This is a genomic window from Pseudoalteromonas sp. T1lg24 (assembly GCF_002964745.1).
In the GTDB taxonomy this organism is placed as follows: domain Bacteria; phylum Pseudomonadota; class Gammaproteobacteria; order Enterobacterales; family Alteromonadaceae; genus Pseudoalteromonas; species Pseudoalteromonas spongiae.
Window position 1 is genome coordinate 400334 of sequence record NZ_PQCB01000016.1, and the last position, 16464, is coordinate 416797.

A 16464-nucleotide genomic window follows, 5' to 3' on the forward strand; every position below is an offset into this window, starting at 1 on the left:
TGTTATGAAAATCAACCCCCTTGCTATTTGTGCCACAATAGCAATTTCTGCATCATTCCCTTTAAATGCAAAAACCAATCAACTAGCGCAATTTATGTCGAATATTGAAGGGTCTTCGATAACCCATCAAGATTACAAAAAGTACGTTAAAAAAACCGTATTGGTTGGGTTTGAACAAACTGGCTATCAAGGTAAAGATGTCAAAGGTTCACTTAGCTCAACTAGCTATAGTATTCCGCTTGCGTTGAGCGAAGTGGATGTGGTTGAACAATATCAAGCAGCGCTTGAAAAAAGTGGTTTTACCCTATTAAGTCAATGCTCTGCATCGGCATGTGGCAGTATCGCGAGTATGGCTAACGCACTAGGTATTTCTGCACCATTTGGGTTTGATGAGACGCAAGAGTTTCGCTCTTTTGCCATTAAAGACGACCTTTATGTCACCATATATGCAACGGGTTACGATAAAGCACGCAATCTGAATGTGCAGGTTGTGGAAAAACGCAATAACAATTCAACGGTATCTGTCGACAAAGCGTATATAGATTCGCTTATCGACAAACAAGGAAAGTATCAAATCCCCAATATTCAATTTAAGTTTGATAGTGATGAGTTAACCGAATCTTCGGGTAAAAGCATCGAAAAGCTGGCAACTTACCTAAAATCTGTGCCTAATCAAAACTTCTATTTAGTCGGTCATACGGATGACAGTGGTAATGCTCAGTACAATCAAACATTATCGAAAAAGCGCGCGTTGGCTATTCAAACTAAGTTAAGTGATTTAGGTATTGAGAAATCGCGTTTAGTTGCAATTGGTGTCGGTGAGTTTTCACCTAAAGAAAGCAATGCATCAGAAAACGGGCGTTTATCTAACCGCCGTGTTGAGCTAGTTAAACGCACAGACTTGCTGTAAACAAAAACGCCCAACAGATGTTGGGCGTTTTACAATTCTATTTTTTAAAATTGTTATCTAAATAACACTTCTTCTTTCTTAAACCAATGTACACATGCAGCCATTAATACACCAGCTAAAACAGCAGTAGCAATAAAAATCATACCAACATAGCTGTAATCTACTGTGCCTTTAATGATTTCTTTAATTGCTAATGCCACATTGGTAATTGGCACCATAGCTGTACTCATGCTGAGTTCCATATTTGGCATCATGGCAACAATCAGCGGTAAAAACGCCAGCATTGACAATGGTCCCATATAGTTTTGCGCTTCTTTAAACGAACGTGCGTAGATTGAAATCGCAAGCACGAGTGATGAAAACACGCACGCAAGTGGAATTAGCAGTAATAAGATCAATGCAAAGTCCATGAAGCCAAGCATTGAAAATGCATCAGTTATCTTTTCAACATCAAAGAAGCTACTCGCCAACTTCATCCAGACTCCCATACTGGCAACGGTTATTAATGCCGTGGCAAGCGAGGTAAAAAGTACTGTAAAGAACTTGCCCAATACCAGTTCGGTACGTGGAATTGGTGTAAGCAGTAGAGTTTCTAATGTACCGCGTTCCTTTTCACCCGCGCCTAAGTCAATGGCTGGATAACTTGCACCCGCAAGCACTAATGGGATCAATAAATATGGAATTAACGCGCCGAGCTTTTCACCTAAGTTTTCACGTAAATCGGCGGTATCTACTTTTTCTAATACAACAGGGTTTAACAGTGATTCTTGATGCTCTTTCGCAATACCAAGCTTGTTAAATTGCTCGCTTTGTAATGTTTGCGAAAACTCTTCCGCCATTTCTTTAATGCGGGTAAAAATAAAACTCAGTGATGACGCATCGTTAAATACAATTTGCCATTCATTACTGCTACCATTTTCCAACGCGTCGCGCGCATCTGAAGGGATAACAATACCTACATCAATTACTTCGTCTTTCACCGCTTGCTTTAATTCTTCAACGGTTTTGAAGTCACCTTCTACTAGCTTAAAGTTTTTATGAAAAAACAATTTGTCTTTAAATTCAGGTGCGTACTCAGCGTTTATAATTGCGTAATTATGAACCTTTTGCTCAGCCTCTAAGGCTGCTTTACTCATTAGAAAGCCCATCAGCGCAAAAATCACCGGAAAAATTGCAACCGGTAAGGCAACGACAAAAATAAGGGTTTTTCTATCGCGCAGCAGTTCTTTTAACTCTTTTAAAAATACCTCAAACACCTTGTTGCTCCTTCAAAATCGTTAAAAACGCATTGTTTAATACATCGCTTTGGCCACGTGCTTTAAATTCATCAATTGTACCATCAAAACAGGTAATGCCTTTATCAATAACACTTACGCGTTCACATAAAAGCTCAACTTCATCTAAATGGTGAGTTGAGAAGATAACCGGTGTGCCCTGCGCTTTAATACTTTGAATAAAGCTGATAACAGTTTGCGTTGTCATAATATCAAGGCCCGTTGTTGGCTCATCAAGCACAATCACTTCGGGGTTATGCACTACTGCACGGGCAATATTGGTTTTTTGCTTCATGCCGGTTGATAAATGCTCCGCTCGCTTATCTAAAAAGCTATGCATATCAAGCATCTCAAATAACTCTTCACAACGCGTTTTTACCGCTTGCTTATTCATGCCATGAAGCCGCGCAAAATACTCGATGTTTTCCTTCGCAGTTAAACGCCCGTAAAGTCCGGTAGAACCTGATAAAAAGCCAATCTTTTTACGTGCTTCAAGTGGCTTTTTAACAACATCTATGCCGTTAATTTCAATTTTTCCAGCATCGGGCCCCAATGCAGTTGAAAGCATGCGTAATGTCGTAGTTTTACCGGCTCCATTTGGTCCTAATAAACCCAATACTTCGCCCTTATTACAGGTAAACGACACATCACGAACTGAGTGAAAGTAATCTTTGTCTTCTCTAGGATCCTTTTTTTCTTGGTTTTTTACTTTGTGATCTTTAGTAAGCTTAAAACGCTTTTTTAGCGCCGACACTTCTATCATTTCAACTTCCTTCGTTTAGGACGAAAATAATCGGTATTTTCGTAAAATGCTTTTTCTTTGTTTTGCTCGTACCAATTTGGTACGCCAAGTAACGGTAATGGAAACAAACTGCTGTTATCGCAAAGAATGTCTTCGTTTTCAATAAGATTTTCAAGATAACTGTCTAGCCAAGCATACCTATCTTTCAGGCATTTTGGCATTAATTGATGTTCAACGGTGATATACAGGGCTTTTCCGGTTAATCCAAGGTAAGGGCGTGTTGCCATTTCGTAATTTGCATGGCCAAACATAAACGGATAAATCGTACTGTGCCACTGTTCACGCTGATTATAAAAACCTTCAATCCATAAATGATTTTTCAATAAATCTGCCTGTGCTTGGTCACATACGACTAACACGCCGCATTCATCCAACAATGTAATGGCATTGCGCTTTTTTGAGCGCTCGGTTTTACCATGTTTATTTATTTGCTCAATATGTAATTGATTAAGCAATGCCTTTGTCTTTGGAAAGAGTAACCAAATAAAGGCACCAAACAAATCGTGCCAGTTCTCCAAACGCGTTGGGATCTCTCCCTTGTCAAAAATGATTTCTTCGTAATAACCGTGTTGCCAGTCAACATCGTCATTAGCAACAAATGAAATTTGCTGGTTATTTCGGTTTGTTATGTTTATAGCTAAGGAGTTTAGCCAATCAAGTGTTGGCCAGTTGGAAAATTGCGTTAAATTAAATAAGGCGTTTAAATCGTCAAAGATCCCATGATGTAAAAAATCAGTCGTCCAATGTGCTGGGGCTTCAAATTTCATTCTGGTGATTTAAAAAGTAAAAACTAAAACGCGTACTTTAACGCATTTACTAGCACAACACTAAACTAGTTTTTATAATCTCCTAAATTTGTGACACAGGTTGAATTATGAAAAAACTAACGCCAATCGGTATTGCCGTCTCTTTATTGTTAAGTGGCTGTGCAACTACCAATGATCAACACGCGCTCGATGCTGCTTATAACAGCATTAATGCCGAACAACTCGGACAACATATAAAAACAATTGCATCAGATGAGTTTGAAGGTCGTGCGCCATCCACTAAAGGTGAAGAGCTCACCCTAGCCTATTTAGAAAAACATTTTAAAGCATTAGGCTTTGTCGGTGGCAACAAGGGTAGCTTTTATCAAGAAGTCCCACTTGTATCAATCGAAGCATCACCTGATATGTCGCTAACGATTGATGGCAAAGCATATCAATACAAAAAAGATATGGTAATGGGTACGAGTCGCATGAGCGAGCTTGAAGCCATTGAAAATTCAGAGCTGGTATTTGTCGGCTATGGTATTAACGCGCCTGAGTATAACTGGAACGATTACGAAGGATTAGACGTAAAAGGAAAAACCGTCGTAATGCTGGTTAACGACCCTGGTTTTGCTACGCAAGACGAGTCACTCTTCACCGGTAATGCAATGACCTATTACGGCCGTTGGACGTATAAATACGAAGAAGCATCACGTCAAGGTGCTGCTGGCGCAATTATTGTACATGAAACTGCCCCGGCCTCTTACCCATGGTCGGTGGTGGAAAACTCATGGTCAGGCCCACAATTTGGTTTTCAAAAAGAAAACAAGAATATGGATCGCGTAGCAGTTGAAGGTTGGATCACGCTTGATGTTGCCAATGAACTGTTTACGAAAGCCGGACTTGATTTTGCAAAAGAGAAAGCAAAAGCCGCGAAAGGTGGCTACTCAATTGATATGGGTGATTTAACGGCGTCTGTAACGGTTAAAAGCGAAATTAAAAAGTCAGTTTCGCGTAACTTTATTGCAACATTGCCTGGTGCCGAAACACCTGACGAACACATTATATACTCAGCGCATTGGGATCACCTCGGCAAAGATCCACGTAAAAAAGGCGACAACATTTATAACGGTGCGCATGATAACGCAACTGGTACAGCGGGTATGATTGAAATCGCAGAAGCGTTTGCAATGCTGCCAAACAAACCTGCACGTTCAGTGACCTTCTTAGCAGTAACAGCGGAAGAGCAAGGCTTGTTAGGGGCGAAATACTACGCTGCAAACCCAGTTATCGATGCAAATAAGTCGGTTGCCAATATTAATATGGATAGCTTGAACCTGCTAGGTCGTGTAAAAGACATGAGCGTGGTTGGCGCTGGTAAATCAGAAATGGATGAATACTTAGCACGCGCTGCTGCAAAGCAAAGTCGTACACTATCAGGCGATCCACGCCCTGCTGCTGGTGGCTATTATCGTTCTGATCACTTTGCATTTGCACAAATGGGCATTCCAGCGATGTATTCAGGCGGTGGCACCGAAGCGATTGACGACGAAACAGCCCGTTATCGCAAACGTATGGGACTGATTTTACGTGGATGCTATCACCAACCATGCGATCAATACCGTAAAGGCTGGGACCTTTCAGGTGCAGTTGAGGACTTACAGCTGTTTTATCAAGTTGGTTTAGATATCGCTGACAGCAAGGCTTGGCCTAAGTGGGACAGTCAATCAGAGTTCCAACGAAAAAAATAATCACCACGATTGATTAAATTAAACGGTAATGTGATTGATTCGCATTACCGTTAGTACTATAGTGAAGCTAATATTCGATTAGGTACACTGTATGTTGTTTTCCCTCTCACAATTCGCGCTACCAAAACACGCAATTAAAAGCACTCTCGCTTATAAACGCTTGTTTTTACCAATAGCATTGCTCTGCCTTATTTTTAATGAGTCGACCCGCGCTGTAGTGCTTGGCGCCCTCGCCGATGCGTTTTTACAAGTAACTATGTTTGTTGCTGCAACGCTTTATGGCTATTACTTATTGGTAAACCGATTTCCTAAACTCGAGTTAAGTTATATTGCACAGGTTACACCAAAACTTGAAATTCCGTTTGCCGCTTTGCTCGGTGCACTACCAGGCTGCGGCGGCGCAATAATTGTGGTAACACAATACACTAAAAAACAAGCCAGTTTTGGCTCCTTGGTAGCAGTACTCATAGCCACTATGGGCGATGCGGCATTCTTACTTATCGCGGCAGAGCCAAAAACAGCACTGTTGGTATTAACCATTAGTTTTACGGTTGCAACACTGTTTGGTTGGCTCGTGAACTTGCTGCACCCAGCCGATTTTCTTGCGCCAATTACACCATCACATCAACAATTACAGTGCCAAAGATTGCCTAAGCCTGTTGGTTTTATTAGCCTTCAATTTTGGCGTATTGTCGCGTTACCGATGACACTTGCCGCACTGCTTGTCGCATTTCAATATGACTTTGGTGAAAATATTAACCAAGGCTTAGGTTATATCGCTGCGGCCTGTTGTTTTATCGTGGCGCTATTGTGGGCGTGCTCATCTCCTGGTAAGAGCTATCAAGATGTCACCGCTGAAGACGACTGCAGTAAAGAAAGTTTAACAACAAAGGTACTGCAAGATACACACTTTATCACCAGTTGGGTTGTGGCTGCGTTTATTGGCTATGAATTATTCGTGCTGTGGTCTGATATGAATATAGCAGCTCTTTTTCAAAACTACGCCGTGTTACTGCCGCTTATTGCCTGCTTAATTGGTTTACTGCCAGGGTGCGGGCCACAAATTCTTGTCACCTCACTTTATATGCAAGGATTAGTACCCTTTTCGGCACTTATGGCAAATGCCATTTCAAATGATGGTGATGCCCTTTTCCCGGCGATTGCACTTGCACCAAAAGCGGCGCTCATAGCAACCTTGTATACCTCCATACCTAGTTTAGCTATCGGCTACTTAATCTTCTTTTTTTAGTACATAAAAAAGGGGTCATGTGACCCCTTTTTATTTATTAGCTCATTGCCATTAACATGGCACTTGGCGTTTCCAAATAGTGTTTCCACAAGTTATTGAATCGTGCCATCGTTGCACCATCAATAATGCGGTGATCGCCTGACCACGATATTTGCATAATTGCACGTGATTCAACCTCACCATTGGCATTAAAGCGCGGTAAATGTTGTAGTTTACCGAGCGCCACAATCGCAACTTCTGGCTTATTGATAATTGGTGTTGCTGTTGTGCCACCAATTGCACCAATATTTGAAATTGAAATTGTGCCGCCTTTTAAATCTGCAGGCGTTACACGGCCTTCGCGCGCTTGCTCTGTTAAGCGAGATACTTCATTGGCAATGTCCACCATGTTTTTAGCTTGGCATGATTTGATATTTGGTACTAACAGGCCAAGTTTTGAGTCAACCGCCATACCAATGTTGTGATCATTAAAGTATGTAAGCTCTGTGCAATCCGCATTGACTTGCGAATTAATCACAGGGTACTCTTTTAACGCTAAAGACAACGCCTTAATAAAGAACGGCATCATGGTGAGCTTAACGCCCTGCTTTGCATACTGTTCTTTAAGGCTTTTGCGCAAACTGATAAGTTCTGTTAAATCAATCTCATCGCTCAATGTGAAATGTGGAATAGTCGATACCGACTCCATCATTTGTTTCGCCATCGCAGCTTGCATACCACGAATAGGCTCAACGCGCGTTTCTTGCGTTTGTGTTGCTACTACTGGCGCTGATCTGTCGTCAGTACGCTTAGACGCTGTACTGCCGTCATTTAAGAAACGTTTAATATCTTCTTTATAAACACGGCCATTTTTACCAGAGCCATCCACATTCGCAATATCAATGTTATGCTCTCGCGCTAAACGGCGTACTGCTGGGCTTGCAACGGCTTTACCGCTGGCAACAGCTTGTGATGGTGTCGCTTCAACCTGCTTAGCTGAGGCATTTTGTTGGGCGTTCACCACTTTTTCTTGGATATTGATAACTTGTGCACTGGCAACCTGCATTTGGAAAAGCGGCGCATGTACTTTAGCAATCTCACCTTTTTGATGGTAAAGCTTGGTTACTCGACCGGTGTGTTTAGCAGGAATTTGTACCAGCGCTTTATCTGTCATTACATCACAAACCGCTTGGTCTTCTTTGATTTCATCGCCTTCAGCAACTAGCCAATCAACAATTTCACACTCAACAATACCTTCGCCGATATCCGGTAAAATAAAATCTTCAAGTGCAGTGCCTGATGGCGCTTCGCTTACCACTGGCTGCTCAGTGCTGGTTTCTGGCGCTGCTTCTTGAGGCGCACTGGCAACCGCTGCACCATCAACATCCATCGCAAAAAGCGGCGCATGCACTTTCGCTATTTCACCTTTTTGATAATACAGCTTTGTGATAACACCATTGTGCACCGCAGGAATTTGTACCAGTGCTTTATCGGTCATTACATCACAAATAGGCTGGTCTTCAGCTACCGTATCGCCTTCGCTAATAAGCCATTCGACTACTTCGCATTCAACAATGCCTTCACCAATGTCTGGTAAAATAAAATCTTGACTCATAACCACTCCTTAAAACTGCACTGACTGCTTAATTGCTGATAACACTTTTAATGCATCAGGAATGTATTCTTTTTCCAGTGCAAGCGGATACGGTGTATCTAAACCACATACACGACTAATTGGCGATTCTAAATGTAAGAAACATTCTTGCTGGATTGTTGCAGCAATTTCGGCACCAAAACCGCACGTAATAGGTGCTTCATGGCTGATGATTAAGCGGCCAGTTTTAGTTACTGACTTAGCAACCGTTTCAACATCCCAAGGTTGAATACTGCGTAAATCAATCACTTCACAACTAATGCCATCTTGCTTCGCCATTTCAGCTGCTTTTTCAATGATTTCCATTTGTGCTCCCCATGCAAGCAGCGTGATGTCTGAACCTTCAGAAACCACTTCCGCTTTACCAATTGGGATAATAAAATCATCTTCTGGCACATCGCCGATAGAGGCGCGATATAAACGCTTAGGCTCAAAGAAAATAACTGGGTTATCGTCTTTAATACATGCGCGTAACAAACCTTTTGCTTGATAAGCGTTGCGTGGCACAACCAATTTTAAACCCGGTGTATGAGCAAAATACGCTTCTGGTGATTGAGAGTGGTATAAACCACCGGCGATACCGCCACCGTATGGTGTACGAATAGTTAGCTTACCCACATTAAATTCATTACCACTGCGGTAACGGAACTTAGCAGACTCGTTTACGATTTGGTCAAACGCTGGGAAAATATAGTCAGCGAATTGGATTTCTGCGATGGCAGGTGCACCTGCTGCCGCTAAACCGTTAGCAAAACCTAAAATACCTTGCTCTGTAAGCGGCGTATTAAACACACGGTGTTTACCGTATTTTTCTTGTAAGCCACTAGTAGCACGGAATACACCACCAAAGTAACCCACATCTTCACCAAAAATACAGGCAAGTGGATGTTCCGACATTGAAATATCAAGCGCAGAATTAATCGCTTGTAACATATTCATTTGTGCCATTATTTGATTCTCCCTGCGGTTGTCGGGTAAGCGTCTGGATGCGCTTTTACATGCTCTTTTAATGCTTCGAGTTGTTTTTCAAGTAATGGAATTGGTGTGTCGTACACATCTGTAACTAAATCTTCAATCGGTGGCTTAGCCACTTTTTCAGCAACTTTTACAGCGTCTAAAATTGCTTCTCGCAAGCTTTCATCTTCTGCGTTATCTTGCGCTTCGTCTAACCAACCTTTGCTTAATAAGTAGCCTTTAAAGCGTTGAATTGGGCATTTCGTATTGGTGCTTTCTTCTTCTTTTGAACGATAGCCCGTTGGGTCATCCGACGTCGAGTGCGCACCTAAGCGATATGCAATCGATTCAATTAATACTGGTTCACCCGTTTCAACACTGTATTGACGCGCTTTTTGCGTCGCAGCGTAAACTGCAAGCGCATCTGCACCATCAACACGAATTGTTTTGATGCCATAACCAACACCGCGGCTGGCAATACCGTCACCTGCAAATTGCTCGTCTGCCGGTGTTGAAATTGCATAACCGTTGTTACGCGCAAAAAAGATAACCGGCGCTTTTAAAACAGCAGCCATATTTAGGCCCGCGTGAAAGTCGCCTTCAGATGCAGCACCTTCACCAAAATAACACAACGTGATGTTGTCAATTTCAGAATCAAGCTCGCCCGATTGCGCATTAATGTGTGGAATTTTTTGTGAATATGCATAGCCTGTTGCTTGTGGAATTTGCGTTCCAAGCGGCGATGAAATCGTCATGTAGTGCAATTCTTTTGAACCATAGTGAATTGGCATTTGACGACCTTTACCCAAATCTTTCTCATTGGAGAACATTTGGTTCATAAACTGCTCTAAGCTAAAACCGCGATAACGCAGTGCGGCTTGCTCGCGATACTGCGCCATAATCATATCGCTGTCTTTTAGCGCTGCGGCACTGGCCGTAACTGCGCCTTCTTCACCTAAACATTGCATATAGAACGAAACGCGACCTTGGCGTTGGGCTGCTTGCATACGTTCATCTAACGCACGGATGAATCGCATGGTTTTGTAAATTTTTAGTGCAGTGTCTTTATCAATGTTTGGATCTACTGCTCCTTTTACTAAATGACCATTTTCATCTAATAAACTAACAGTAGGTATGTCTAATGCGGATGGATCGATAAACTCGAGTTCCGTTGACGCATTTAACGACACATTTTGCGGGTTCGTCATAGCTTACCTCTAATGATGTAGCGCTTTAAAAATGAGTAAATATCCAATTTAGCAACATAATTAGCAATACGTTGAGATACGCATAACAGCTAGGTTATTTGAAATAAATGCATCAATTCAACTAACAATAACCATTAAACAACTAATTTATGCAAATGACTGGTATGATTAGTACATATCACCCATAAATTGGACTGATATTAAATTAAAGTTAGCTCGACTTTACGTTAACGTAAACGGATATTCAACTAATTTTAGCTGAATATCCGAAAAGGTGTGGCAAGATATTTATACAAAATCTGTTTTATTTTGTAGCGGGATAACAGTCAATAATGCGCGTTGACCAAGTGCGACCTTTGCATTAGGGAAAATAATGGCTTCGCCATCAACATCGGCAAAATATTCAGTATTGCCGTCGGTTGCCAATAGCGCTCCTTTGGCAAAGCCTGTAAAGTTTGCGGCGCTGTCGCTAAACGGAAAACTAAAGTTTTGCTCTGTACGATTAATGGTGCGGTATACATCGAATAACTCAAAGTCATCAAAGTTAAACTCCGGATATTGCATCTCATGTTGAGAGATCAGCAGCGTTAAGCTCTGCTTAGCCTTTTCAAAGCGTGACATATCGTTTTCGCCAAACGGCCTTACTTTACCTAGTTCGATAGTAAACGCATCGGCACCAAAGGTACTGCTAGAAAAATAGCTGAATGTGGTTGCAGCAGACTTCATCATCATCACAGTATTTACACCACAGCTTAATAAAAAGCTCAATTCTTCTTTTTTCCAGGGTTTACCGTGTAAAAATGGGTATACCGCGAATTTTTCATTCTTAGAATCACGAATGGCTGTGTGCAAGTCGTAATGGATACGTTTTCTGCCTTCACCGGCCTCTTTATTAAAGAAATCACTTACGTAGTTTTCGAGTTTTGCCGCACGGATTTTTTCATTATTCTGCTCACCCGCTTTGTGTGCACCACAAAACAAACGATTGAGGTTTTCTTCAACAAAACGCTTCGCAATATTTATAGATGCTGGGTTACCAAAAATAAACAGCACACGATGCGCTAGGGTTAATTTACCCTTGATAATGTTTTGGATAAGCTCATCACAAATTTCGATTGGCGCCGTTTCATTGCCATGCACAGCTGACGATAACACAATGTCTTTTTTGCCATAGCGAGGAGGAGTAAACTCAATTACGCCTGTATCTTTAACGCTAACATGCGTGCCGCTCTCTAAAGTGAACTCAAAAGGGTCTAAATGCCATTCATGATTACGGGAAATTGATAAAAAATCGCCTGAAGTTGCTAGGTTTGTTGTTGTCATAGTACTCATCTTTGTTCTTTACATAATAAAAAAGGCGGTAAACCGCCTTTTAAAACTTCTAATAATGTTATGAAATAACTGAATTAACTAAAGCTATGGCTTCAGTTTCAAGCTCGTTTAAATGTGCCTCAGAGACAAACGATTCAAGATAAATTTTATAGATATCTTCGGTACCTGAAGGACGGGCAGCAAACCAGCCATTAGCCGTTGTTACCTTTAAGCCACCAATTGCCGCGCCGTTGCCCGGTGCGTGAGTTAGCTTTGCGGTAATTTCGTCTCCCGCTAAGGTATTTGCACTAACGTCTTCCGCCGATAGTTTTGACAGTTTGGCTTTTTGCGCCGTATTTGCAGGGGCATCTAAGCGCTTATAAAGTGGTGCGCCGAATTCATCAGTGAGTGCTTTATAATGCTGACTTGGTGTTTTGCCCGTAACCGCTAAAATTTCAGCGGCTAGTAACGCTAAAATAAAGCCGTCTTTATCGGTTTCCCACACACAACCGTCGCGTCGTAAAAATGCGGCTCCTGCACTTTCTTCACCGCCAAACAGTAAACTTGATTCTAGTAAACCATCAACGAACCATTTAAAGCCAACAGGCACTTCAAATACTTCACGACCGTGCTTGGTGACGACTTTATCAATCATGCCACTGGATACCAAAGTTTTACCTACTTTAGCGCTACTAGGCCAATCTGGGCGATGGCTAATTAGGTAATCAATCGCAACAGCTAAATAATGATTCGGGTTCATTAAACCATCGGGCGTGACAATGCCATGACGGTCATAATCAGGGTCGTTACCTACCGCAATATCAAACTTATCTTTCATGGCAATTAAGCTTGCCATTGCGTGTGGTGATGAACAATCCATACGAATTTTGCCGTCTTTATCTAACGACATAAACGAAAACTGTGGGTCGATTTGCTCGTTAACCACAGTAATATCAAGATTGTATTTTTCAGCAATCAGTGGCCAGAAATTAATACCAGAACCACCGAGTGGATCAACGCCAATTTTAATGCCTGCTTTGCTGATTGCTTGCATATCAATAATGTTAGCTAAATCGTCAATATACGGTGTCATTAAATCTTGGTATTGAATAAAGCCCGAACGCTTTGCTTTTACAAATGGAAATAGCTCAACTTCAACCAAGTCTTCAATTAACAATTGGTTTGCTCTATTTTCAATCCACTTTGTAATGTCGGTATCAGCAGGACCACCATTTGGCGGGTTGTACTTAAAACCACCATCCTGTGGCGGGTTGTGTGAAGGTGTAATCACGATACCATCCGCAAGTTCAGCACTGTGCGTTTTATTGTGCGTGACAATCGCATGACTAATTACAGGTGTCGGTGTGAAATCATCATTTTCTTGCGTTACAACCTGCACTTCGTTCGCAACTAATACTTCAATAGCAGAGTTAAACGCAGCTTCTGATAACGCATGTGTATCTTTGCCTAAAAACAGTGGGCCAAATATATTGTTTTGTTTACGGTAATCACAAATCGCTTGCGTAATTGCCAATATATGAGACTCGTTGAATTTTGTGTCTAACGAACACCCACGGTGCCCTGATGTACCAAACGCAACAGCTTGCTCTGGGTTTTGCTCAATATCTGGTTCATACAAATAATAAGCTGACATCAGTTTAGGAATGTTGACTAAATCAGATTGTACGGCGCGCTGCCCTGCTCTTTCATGGTTTGCCATGATTCACCTTCAATATATTTATAAGTAATCGCGTAGCTTTTCGGCTTCTTCTTCACTGTAGCCTAATGATATGGCAACTTCGTGAACCATCATTTTTTTACGTGTCGTGTTTGAGTTCGTCATAACCCAATAGCCACTATCCATAATATTTTTTGGGTTAGTACTGCTACCCGATGCAATTAAATCTTCTTTATTGGTTGCAAAATAAATGCGGTCGCGTCCTTTAATATCCAGTACACGATTAAAAATGCCTTTATGTGTACGATGTAGCGCAGAAAGAATAAACAAAAAGCGGCCAACCACGCCTTTTTGCATTGCCAACTCTTCTTTATTAAGAATATTAAATACGTTGTCGCATTTATGTTCTTTTTGTTCTGGTTGAGCGGCTTCAGGCGCCTCTTCTTGCGTTTCTGTTACTGCCTTTTCTGGGAGTTCCGTATCCAGCTGTAACAAACGGCGCAATATTTGCGATGCACTTTCACCAATACTCTGCGTATTACTTGCTATATACTGATATAACTCGTCGTCGATTTCGATTTTTTTCATGGTTATCCTAATTGTTAGACGAATTTAGCAAAAATCCCGCATAGTATACCCAGTTTAAATTCATTTCTCTATGTTTGCTTTTTCAAGTTTCACTCGGCACAATGCAGCTTTTACATTAGCTTAGCGACCCCTATGCAATTAAATTACACTCAGCTAGGTGAGAAAACCGACGCGCTCCCAATTGTCATTATTCATGGACTATTTGGTTCAAAAGAAAACCTAAATGTAATCGCCAAACCTCTGAGCGAACACAATTGTGTAATCAATATTGATTTACGTAATCACGGACAATCATTTCACAATAGCGAAATGACATACACCGCGATGGCAGATGATGTTTTTAAACTATTAGATGAGTTAACTATTTCTCGTGCAATTGTGATTGGTCACTCTATGGGTGGTAAAGTCGCAATGCAAATGGCGTTAACGAATAGTAACCGTGTCGAAAAGTTGGTTGTACTCGATATCGCACCAACTAAATATTCACCTCGTCATCAACAAGTATTTAATGGATTAAATAATGTTGATTTACAGGCAATCACTAACCGCAGCGACGCCGATAAACAATTGGCAGAGTACATTCAAGAAGCTGGTGTAAGGCAATTTTTATTAAAGAGCCTTGCAAAAACAGATAGCGGGTTTGCATGGCGCTTTAATTTGCCTCAACTAATTGCATCGTACAATAATATTTTAGATAAGCCGCAAGGTGATGCCTTTAAAAAGCCAACCTTATTTATAAAAGGTGCTAACTCAGACTACATTTTAGAAGCCCATCGCGGTGACATTGCAGCGCTTTTCCCAAATGCAAAAGCCAAGATCATCGCAGGTGCAGGTCACTGGCTACATGCTGAAAAACCAAGCCAAGTGAATTTGGCAATAGCTCAGTTTCTAAGTGCAGATTAAATAGTTTTGTTTTTATCAAGAGCCTAGCTGTGTTTAACATGCAAACGATTAGTTAGGTTCTTTTCCCATCCGTGTTTTATACATTTAGTAAATTATGTATTTATTATGTTAACTAAATTCACGCTTTTATAATTGATGTTACAAACGTACACGAAATTTACAAAGCACACTAAAATGCTTTAAATACAAACCGAAAACACCCCTAGTGGATTTACTTATTTGTGATTTTGTTCGCCTCAAAAACCACACTTTTTAAAGTGGTACTATTTTTGATCTTTGATAATGTATTTAACGGCTTACTATGCTATAGTTGCGGCCGTTTTCGCGCAGATACAGAATAATAATGTTAGATAAATTATTAGATGGTATTGATATACTTGGACTCTATTTCGGCTTAGCCGGAATATTCTTTTTAATCGGTATGGCAATCCAAGACGTTTTAAAAAAAGGTGACGTTCCTAAATTTGGGCGTTACGTCGTTTGGTTAGTGCTGTTTTTAGGCTGTTCTGGGTTTATAGCGAAAGGGCTTATTCAGGTATTTTGGCAAGGTGCTGGAGTTGGATAATGGCCAAAGCGGAATCTGACAGAACGACCCGAGATTTATTTGAACACGATAAGCGACCGGGCCGCCCAAAAACCAACCCCTTACCACGAGAATTACAGCTTAAAATCAATAAGCGTAATCAGCTTAAACGTGATAAAGCACGTGGTTTAAAACGCGTCGAATTCAAGGTGTCTTCAGAGCTATATCAAGCATTAAATGATATGGCTGAAGAGCAGAACGTGAGTCGAAGCGCATTAATAGAAATTATATTACAAGAGAAATTAGCGACAAAAAGGTAATAAACTATGGCAAGCGTAGGCATTTTTTTTGGTAGTGATACAGGTAATACAGAGCACGTCGCCAAGCTAATTCAAAAAGAGCTAGGTAAGAAAATGGTGGATGTTCATGACATCGCTAAAAGCTCAAAAGAAGACATTGCTGAATTTGATTTAATTTTATTCGGTATCCCAACTTGGTATTACGGCGAAGCGCAATGCGATTGGGATGATTTCTTCCCTGAATTGGAAGAAATTAGCTTCGACGGTAAGCTAGTTGCTATTTTTGGCTGCGGCGACCAAGAAGATTATGCCGAGTACTTCCTTGACGCTATGGGCATGATTAACGATATCGTTACTGAACGTGGCGCTATTGTTGTTGGCCATTGGTCGACTGAAGGTTATGAATTTGAAGCGTCAAAAGCATTAGTTGATGACAACCACTTTGTTGGTTTAGGTATTGATGAAGACCGTCAGCCTGAACTAACAGAAAAGCGCATCAAAGATTGGTGTGCTCAAGTGTATGATGAAATGTGCTTGGCAGAATTAGAAGATTAAAGTTAAACCTGCGTTTACATTAGGCTATATCTAGTATAGCCTTACTAAAACGTCGTGCAAATATAGACAAAACAATA

General features: G+C 41.1%; 16 protein-coding genes. 7 read left to right on the top strand and 9 right to left on the bottom strand.

The genetic code is table 11. The features are described from left to right. Positions 1-4 precede the first annotated feature (4 nt). On the top strand, positions 5-910 hold the full coding sequence (locus C2M30_RS09240) for an OmpA family protein (RefSeq protein ID WP_105171436.1): 906 nt from the start codon (positions 5-7) through the stop codon (positions 908-910). A 53-nt stretch (positions 911-963) separates the two neighbouring features. Here C2M30_RS09240 and C2M30_RS09245 read toward each other — a convergent pair whose 3' ends face one another. The 3 genes from C2M30_RS09245 to C2M30_RS09255 are packed head-to-tail and all read right to left on the bottom strand — an operon-like array spanning position 964 to position 3753. Continuing rightward, positions 964-2166: an ABC transporter permease gene (locus C2M30_RS09245; protein WP_010560151.1), complete on the bottom strand. Its 1203-nt coding sequence runs from the start codon at positions 2164-2166 to the stop codon at positions 964-966. Beyond that, positions 2159-2947, bottom strand: coding sequence for an ABC transporter ATP-binding protein (locus C2M30_RS09250; protein ID WP_100913323.1), 789 nt, complete (start codon positions 2945-2947; stop codon positions 2159-2161). Before C2M30_RS09250 ends, C2M30_RS09245 begins: the two co-directional genes overlap by 8 nt. Continuing rightward, the gene (locus C2M30_RS09255; RefSeq protein ID WP_105171437.1) at positions 2944-3753 is read right to left on the bottom strand and encodes a DUF3025 domain-containing protein; all 810 of its coding nucleotides are present in this window, start codon (positions 3751-3753) and stop codon (positions 2944-2946) included. The genes C2M30_RS09250 and C2M30_RS09255 overlap by 4 nt, the downstream gene beginning before the upstream one ends. A 107-nt stretch (positions 3754-3860) precedes the next feature. On the opposite strand from C2M30_RS09255, the gene C2M30_RS09260 reads away from it, so the two are divergent. After that, positions 3861-5486: a M28 family metallopeptidase gene (locus C2M30_RS09260; protein WP_105171438.1), complete on the top strand. Its 1626-nt coding sequence runs from the start codon at positions 3861-3863 to the stop codon at positions 5484-5486. A 91-nt stretch (positions 5487-5577) separates the two neighbouring features. Beyond that, a complete protein-coding gene (locus tag C2M30_RS09265; RefSeq protein WP_105171439.1) occupies positions 5578-6735 on the top strand; it encodes a putative manganese transporter in 1158 nt (385 codons plus the stop codon). A 37-nt stretch (positions 6736-6772) separates the two neighbouring features. On the opposite strand, the gene C2M30_RS09270 is transcribed toward C2M30_RS09265, so the two are convergent. The 6 genes from C2M30_RS09270 to seqA all read right to left on the bottom strand — a co-directional run bounded on the left by C2M30_RS09270 (position 6773) and on the right by seqA (position 14107). Beyond that, the gene (locus C2M30_RS09270; protein WP_105171440.1) at positions 6773-8329 is read right to left on the bottom strand and encodes a dihydrolipoyllysine-residue acetyltransferase; all 1557 of its coding nucleotides are present in this window, start codon (positions 8327-8329) and stop codon (positions 6773-6775) included. Between the two features lie 9 nt (positions 8330-8338). Further along, entirely contained in the window at positions 8339-9316 is a 978-nt protein-coding gene (locus C2M30_RS09275; protein WP_010560157.1) for a transketolase C-terminal domain-containing protein, read from the bottom strand. After that, positions 9316-10530 (bottom strand): thiamine pyrophosphate-dependent dehydrogenase E1 component subunit alpha, encoded by a 1215-nt coding sequence (locus C2M30_RS09280; RefSeq protein WP_010560158.1) that lies wholly within the window; start codon positions 10528-10530, stop codon positions 9316-9318. Before C2M30_RS09280 ends, C2M30_RS09275 begins: the two co-directional genes overlap by 1 nt. Before the next feature lie 288 nt (positions 10531-10818). Continuing rightward, the gene (astE, locus tag C2M30_RS09285) at positions 10819-11862 is read right to left on the bottom strand and encodes a succinylglutamate desuccinylase (protein ID WP_105171441.1); all 1044 of its coding nucleotides are present in this window, start codon (positions 11860-11862) and stop codon (positions 10819-10821) included. A 58-nt stretch (positions 11863-11920) separates the two neighbouring features. Continuing rightward, positions 11921-13561 (bottom strand): phosphoglucomutase (alpha-D-glucose-1,6-bisphosphate-dependent), encoded by a 1641-nt coding sequence (gene pgm / locus C2M30_RS09290; RefSeq protein WP_105171442.1) that lies wholly within the window; start codon positions 13559-13561, stop codon positions 11921-11923. An 18-nt stretch (positions 13562-13579) separates the two neighbouring features. Further along, positions 13580-14107 (bottom strand): replication initiation negative regulator SeqA, encoded by a 528-nt coding sequence (gene seqA / locus C2M30_RS09295; protein ID WP_010560161.1) that lies wholly within the window; start codon positions 14105-14107, stop codon positions 13580-13582. A 132-nt stretch (positions 14108-14239) separates the two neighbouring features. Here seqA and C2M30_RS09300 point away from each other — a divergent pair, with 132 nt between their 5' ends. From C2M30_RS09300 to fldA, 4 genes are all read left to right on the top strand, one after another. After that, a complete protein-coding gene (locus tag C2M30_RS09300) occupies positions 14240-15010 on the top strand; it encodes an alpha/beta fold hydrolase (protein WP_105171443.1) in 771 nt (256 codons plus the stop codon). Between the two features lie 343 nt (positions 15011-15353). Beyond that, on the top strand, positions 15354-15575 hold the full coding sequence (locus C2M30_RS09305) for a DUF2788 domain-containing protein (protein ID WP_010560163.1): 222 nt from the start codon (positions 15354-15356) through the stop codon (positions 15573-15575). After that, the gene (gene ybfE, locus C2M30_RS09310; protein WP_010560164.1) at positions 15575-15853 is read left to right on the top strand and encodes a LexA regulated protein; all 279 of its coding nucleotides are present in this window, start codon (positions 15575-15577) and stop codon (positions 15851-15853) included. Before C2M30_RS09305 ends, ybfE begins: the two co-directional genes overlap by 1 nt. A 6-nt stretch (positions 15854-15859) precedes the next feature. Next, positions 15860-16387, top strand: a complete 528-nt coding sequence (fldA, locus tag C2M30_RS09315; protein ID WP_010560165.1) for a flavodoxin FldA — start codon at positions 15860-15862, stop codon at positions 16385-16387. The last annotated feature ends 77 nt before the right edge of the window (positions 16388-16464 follow it).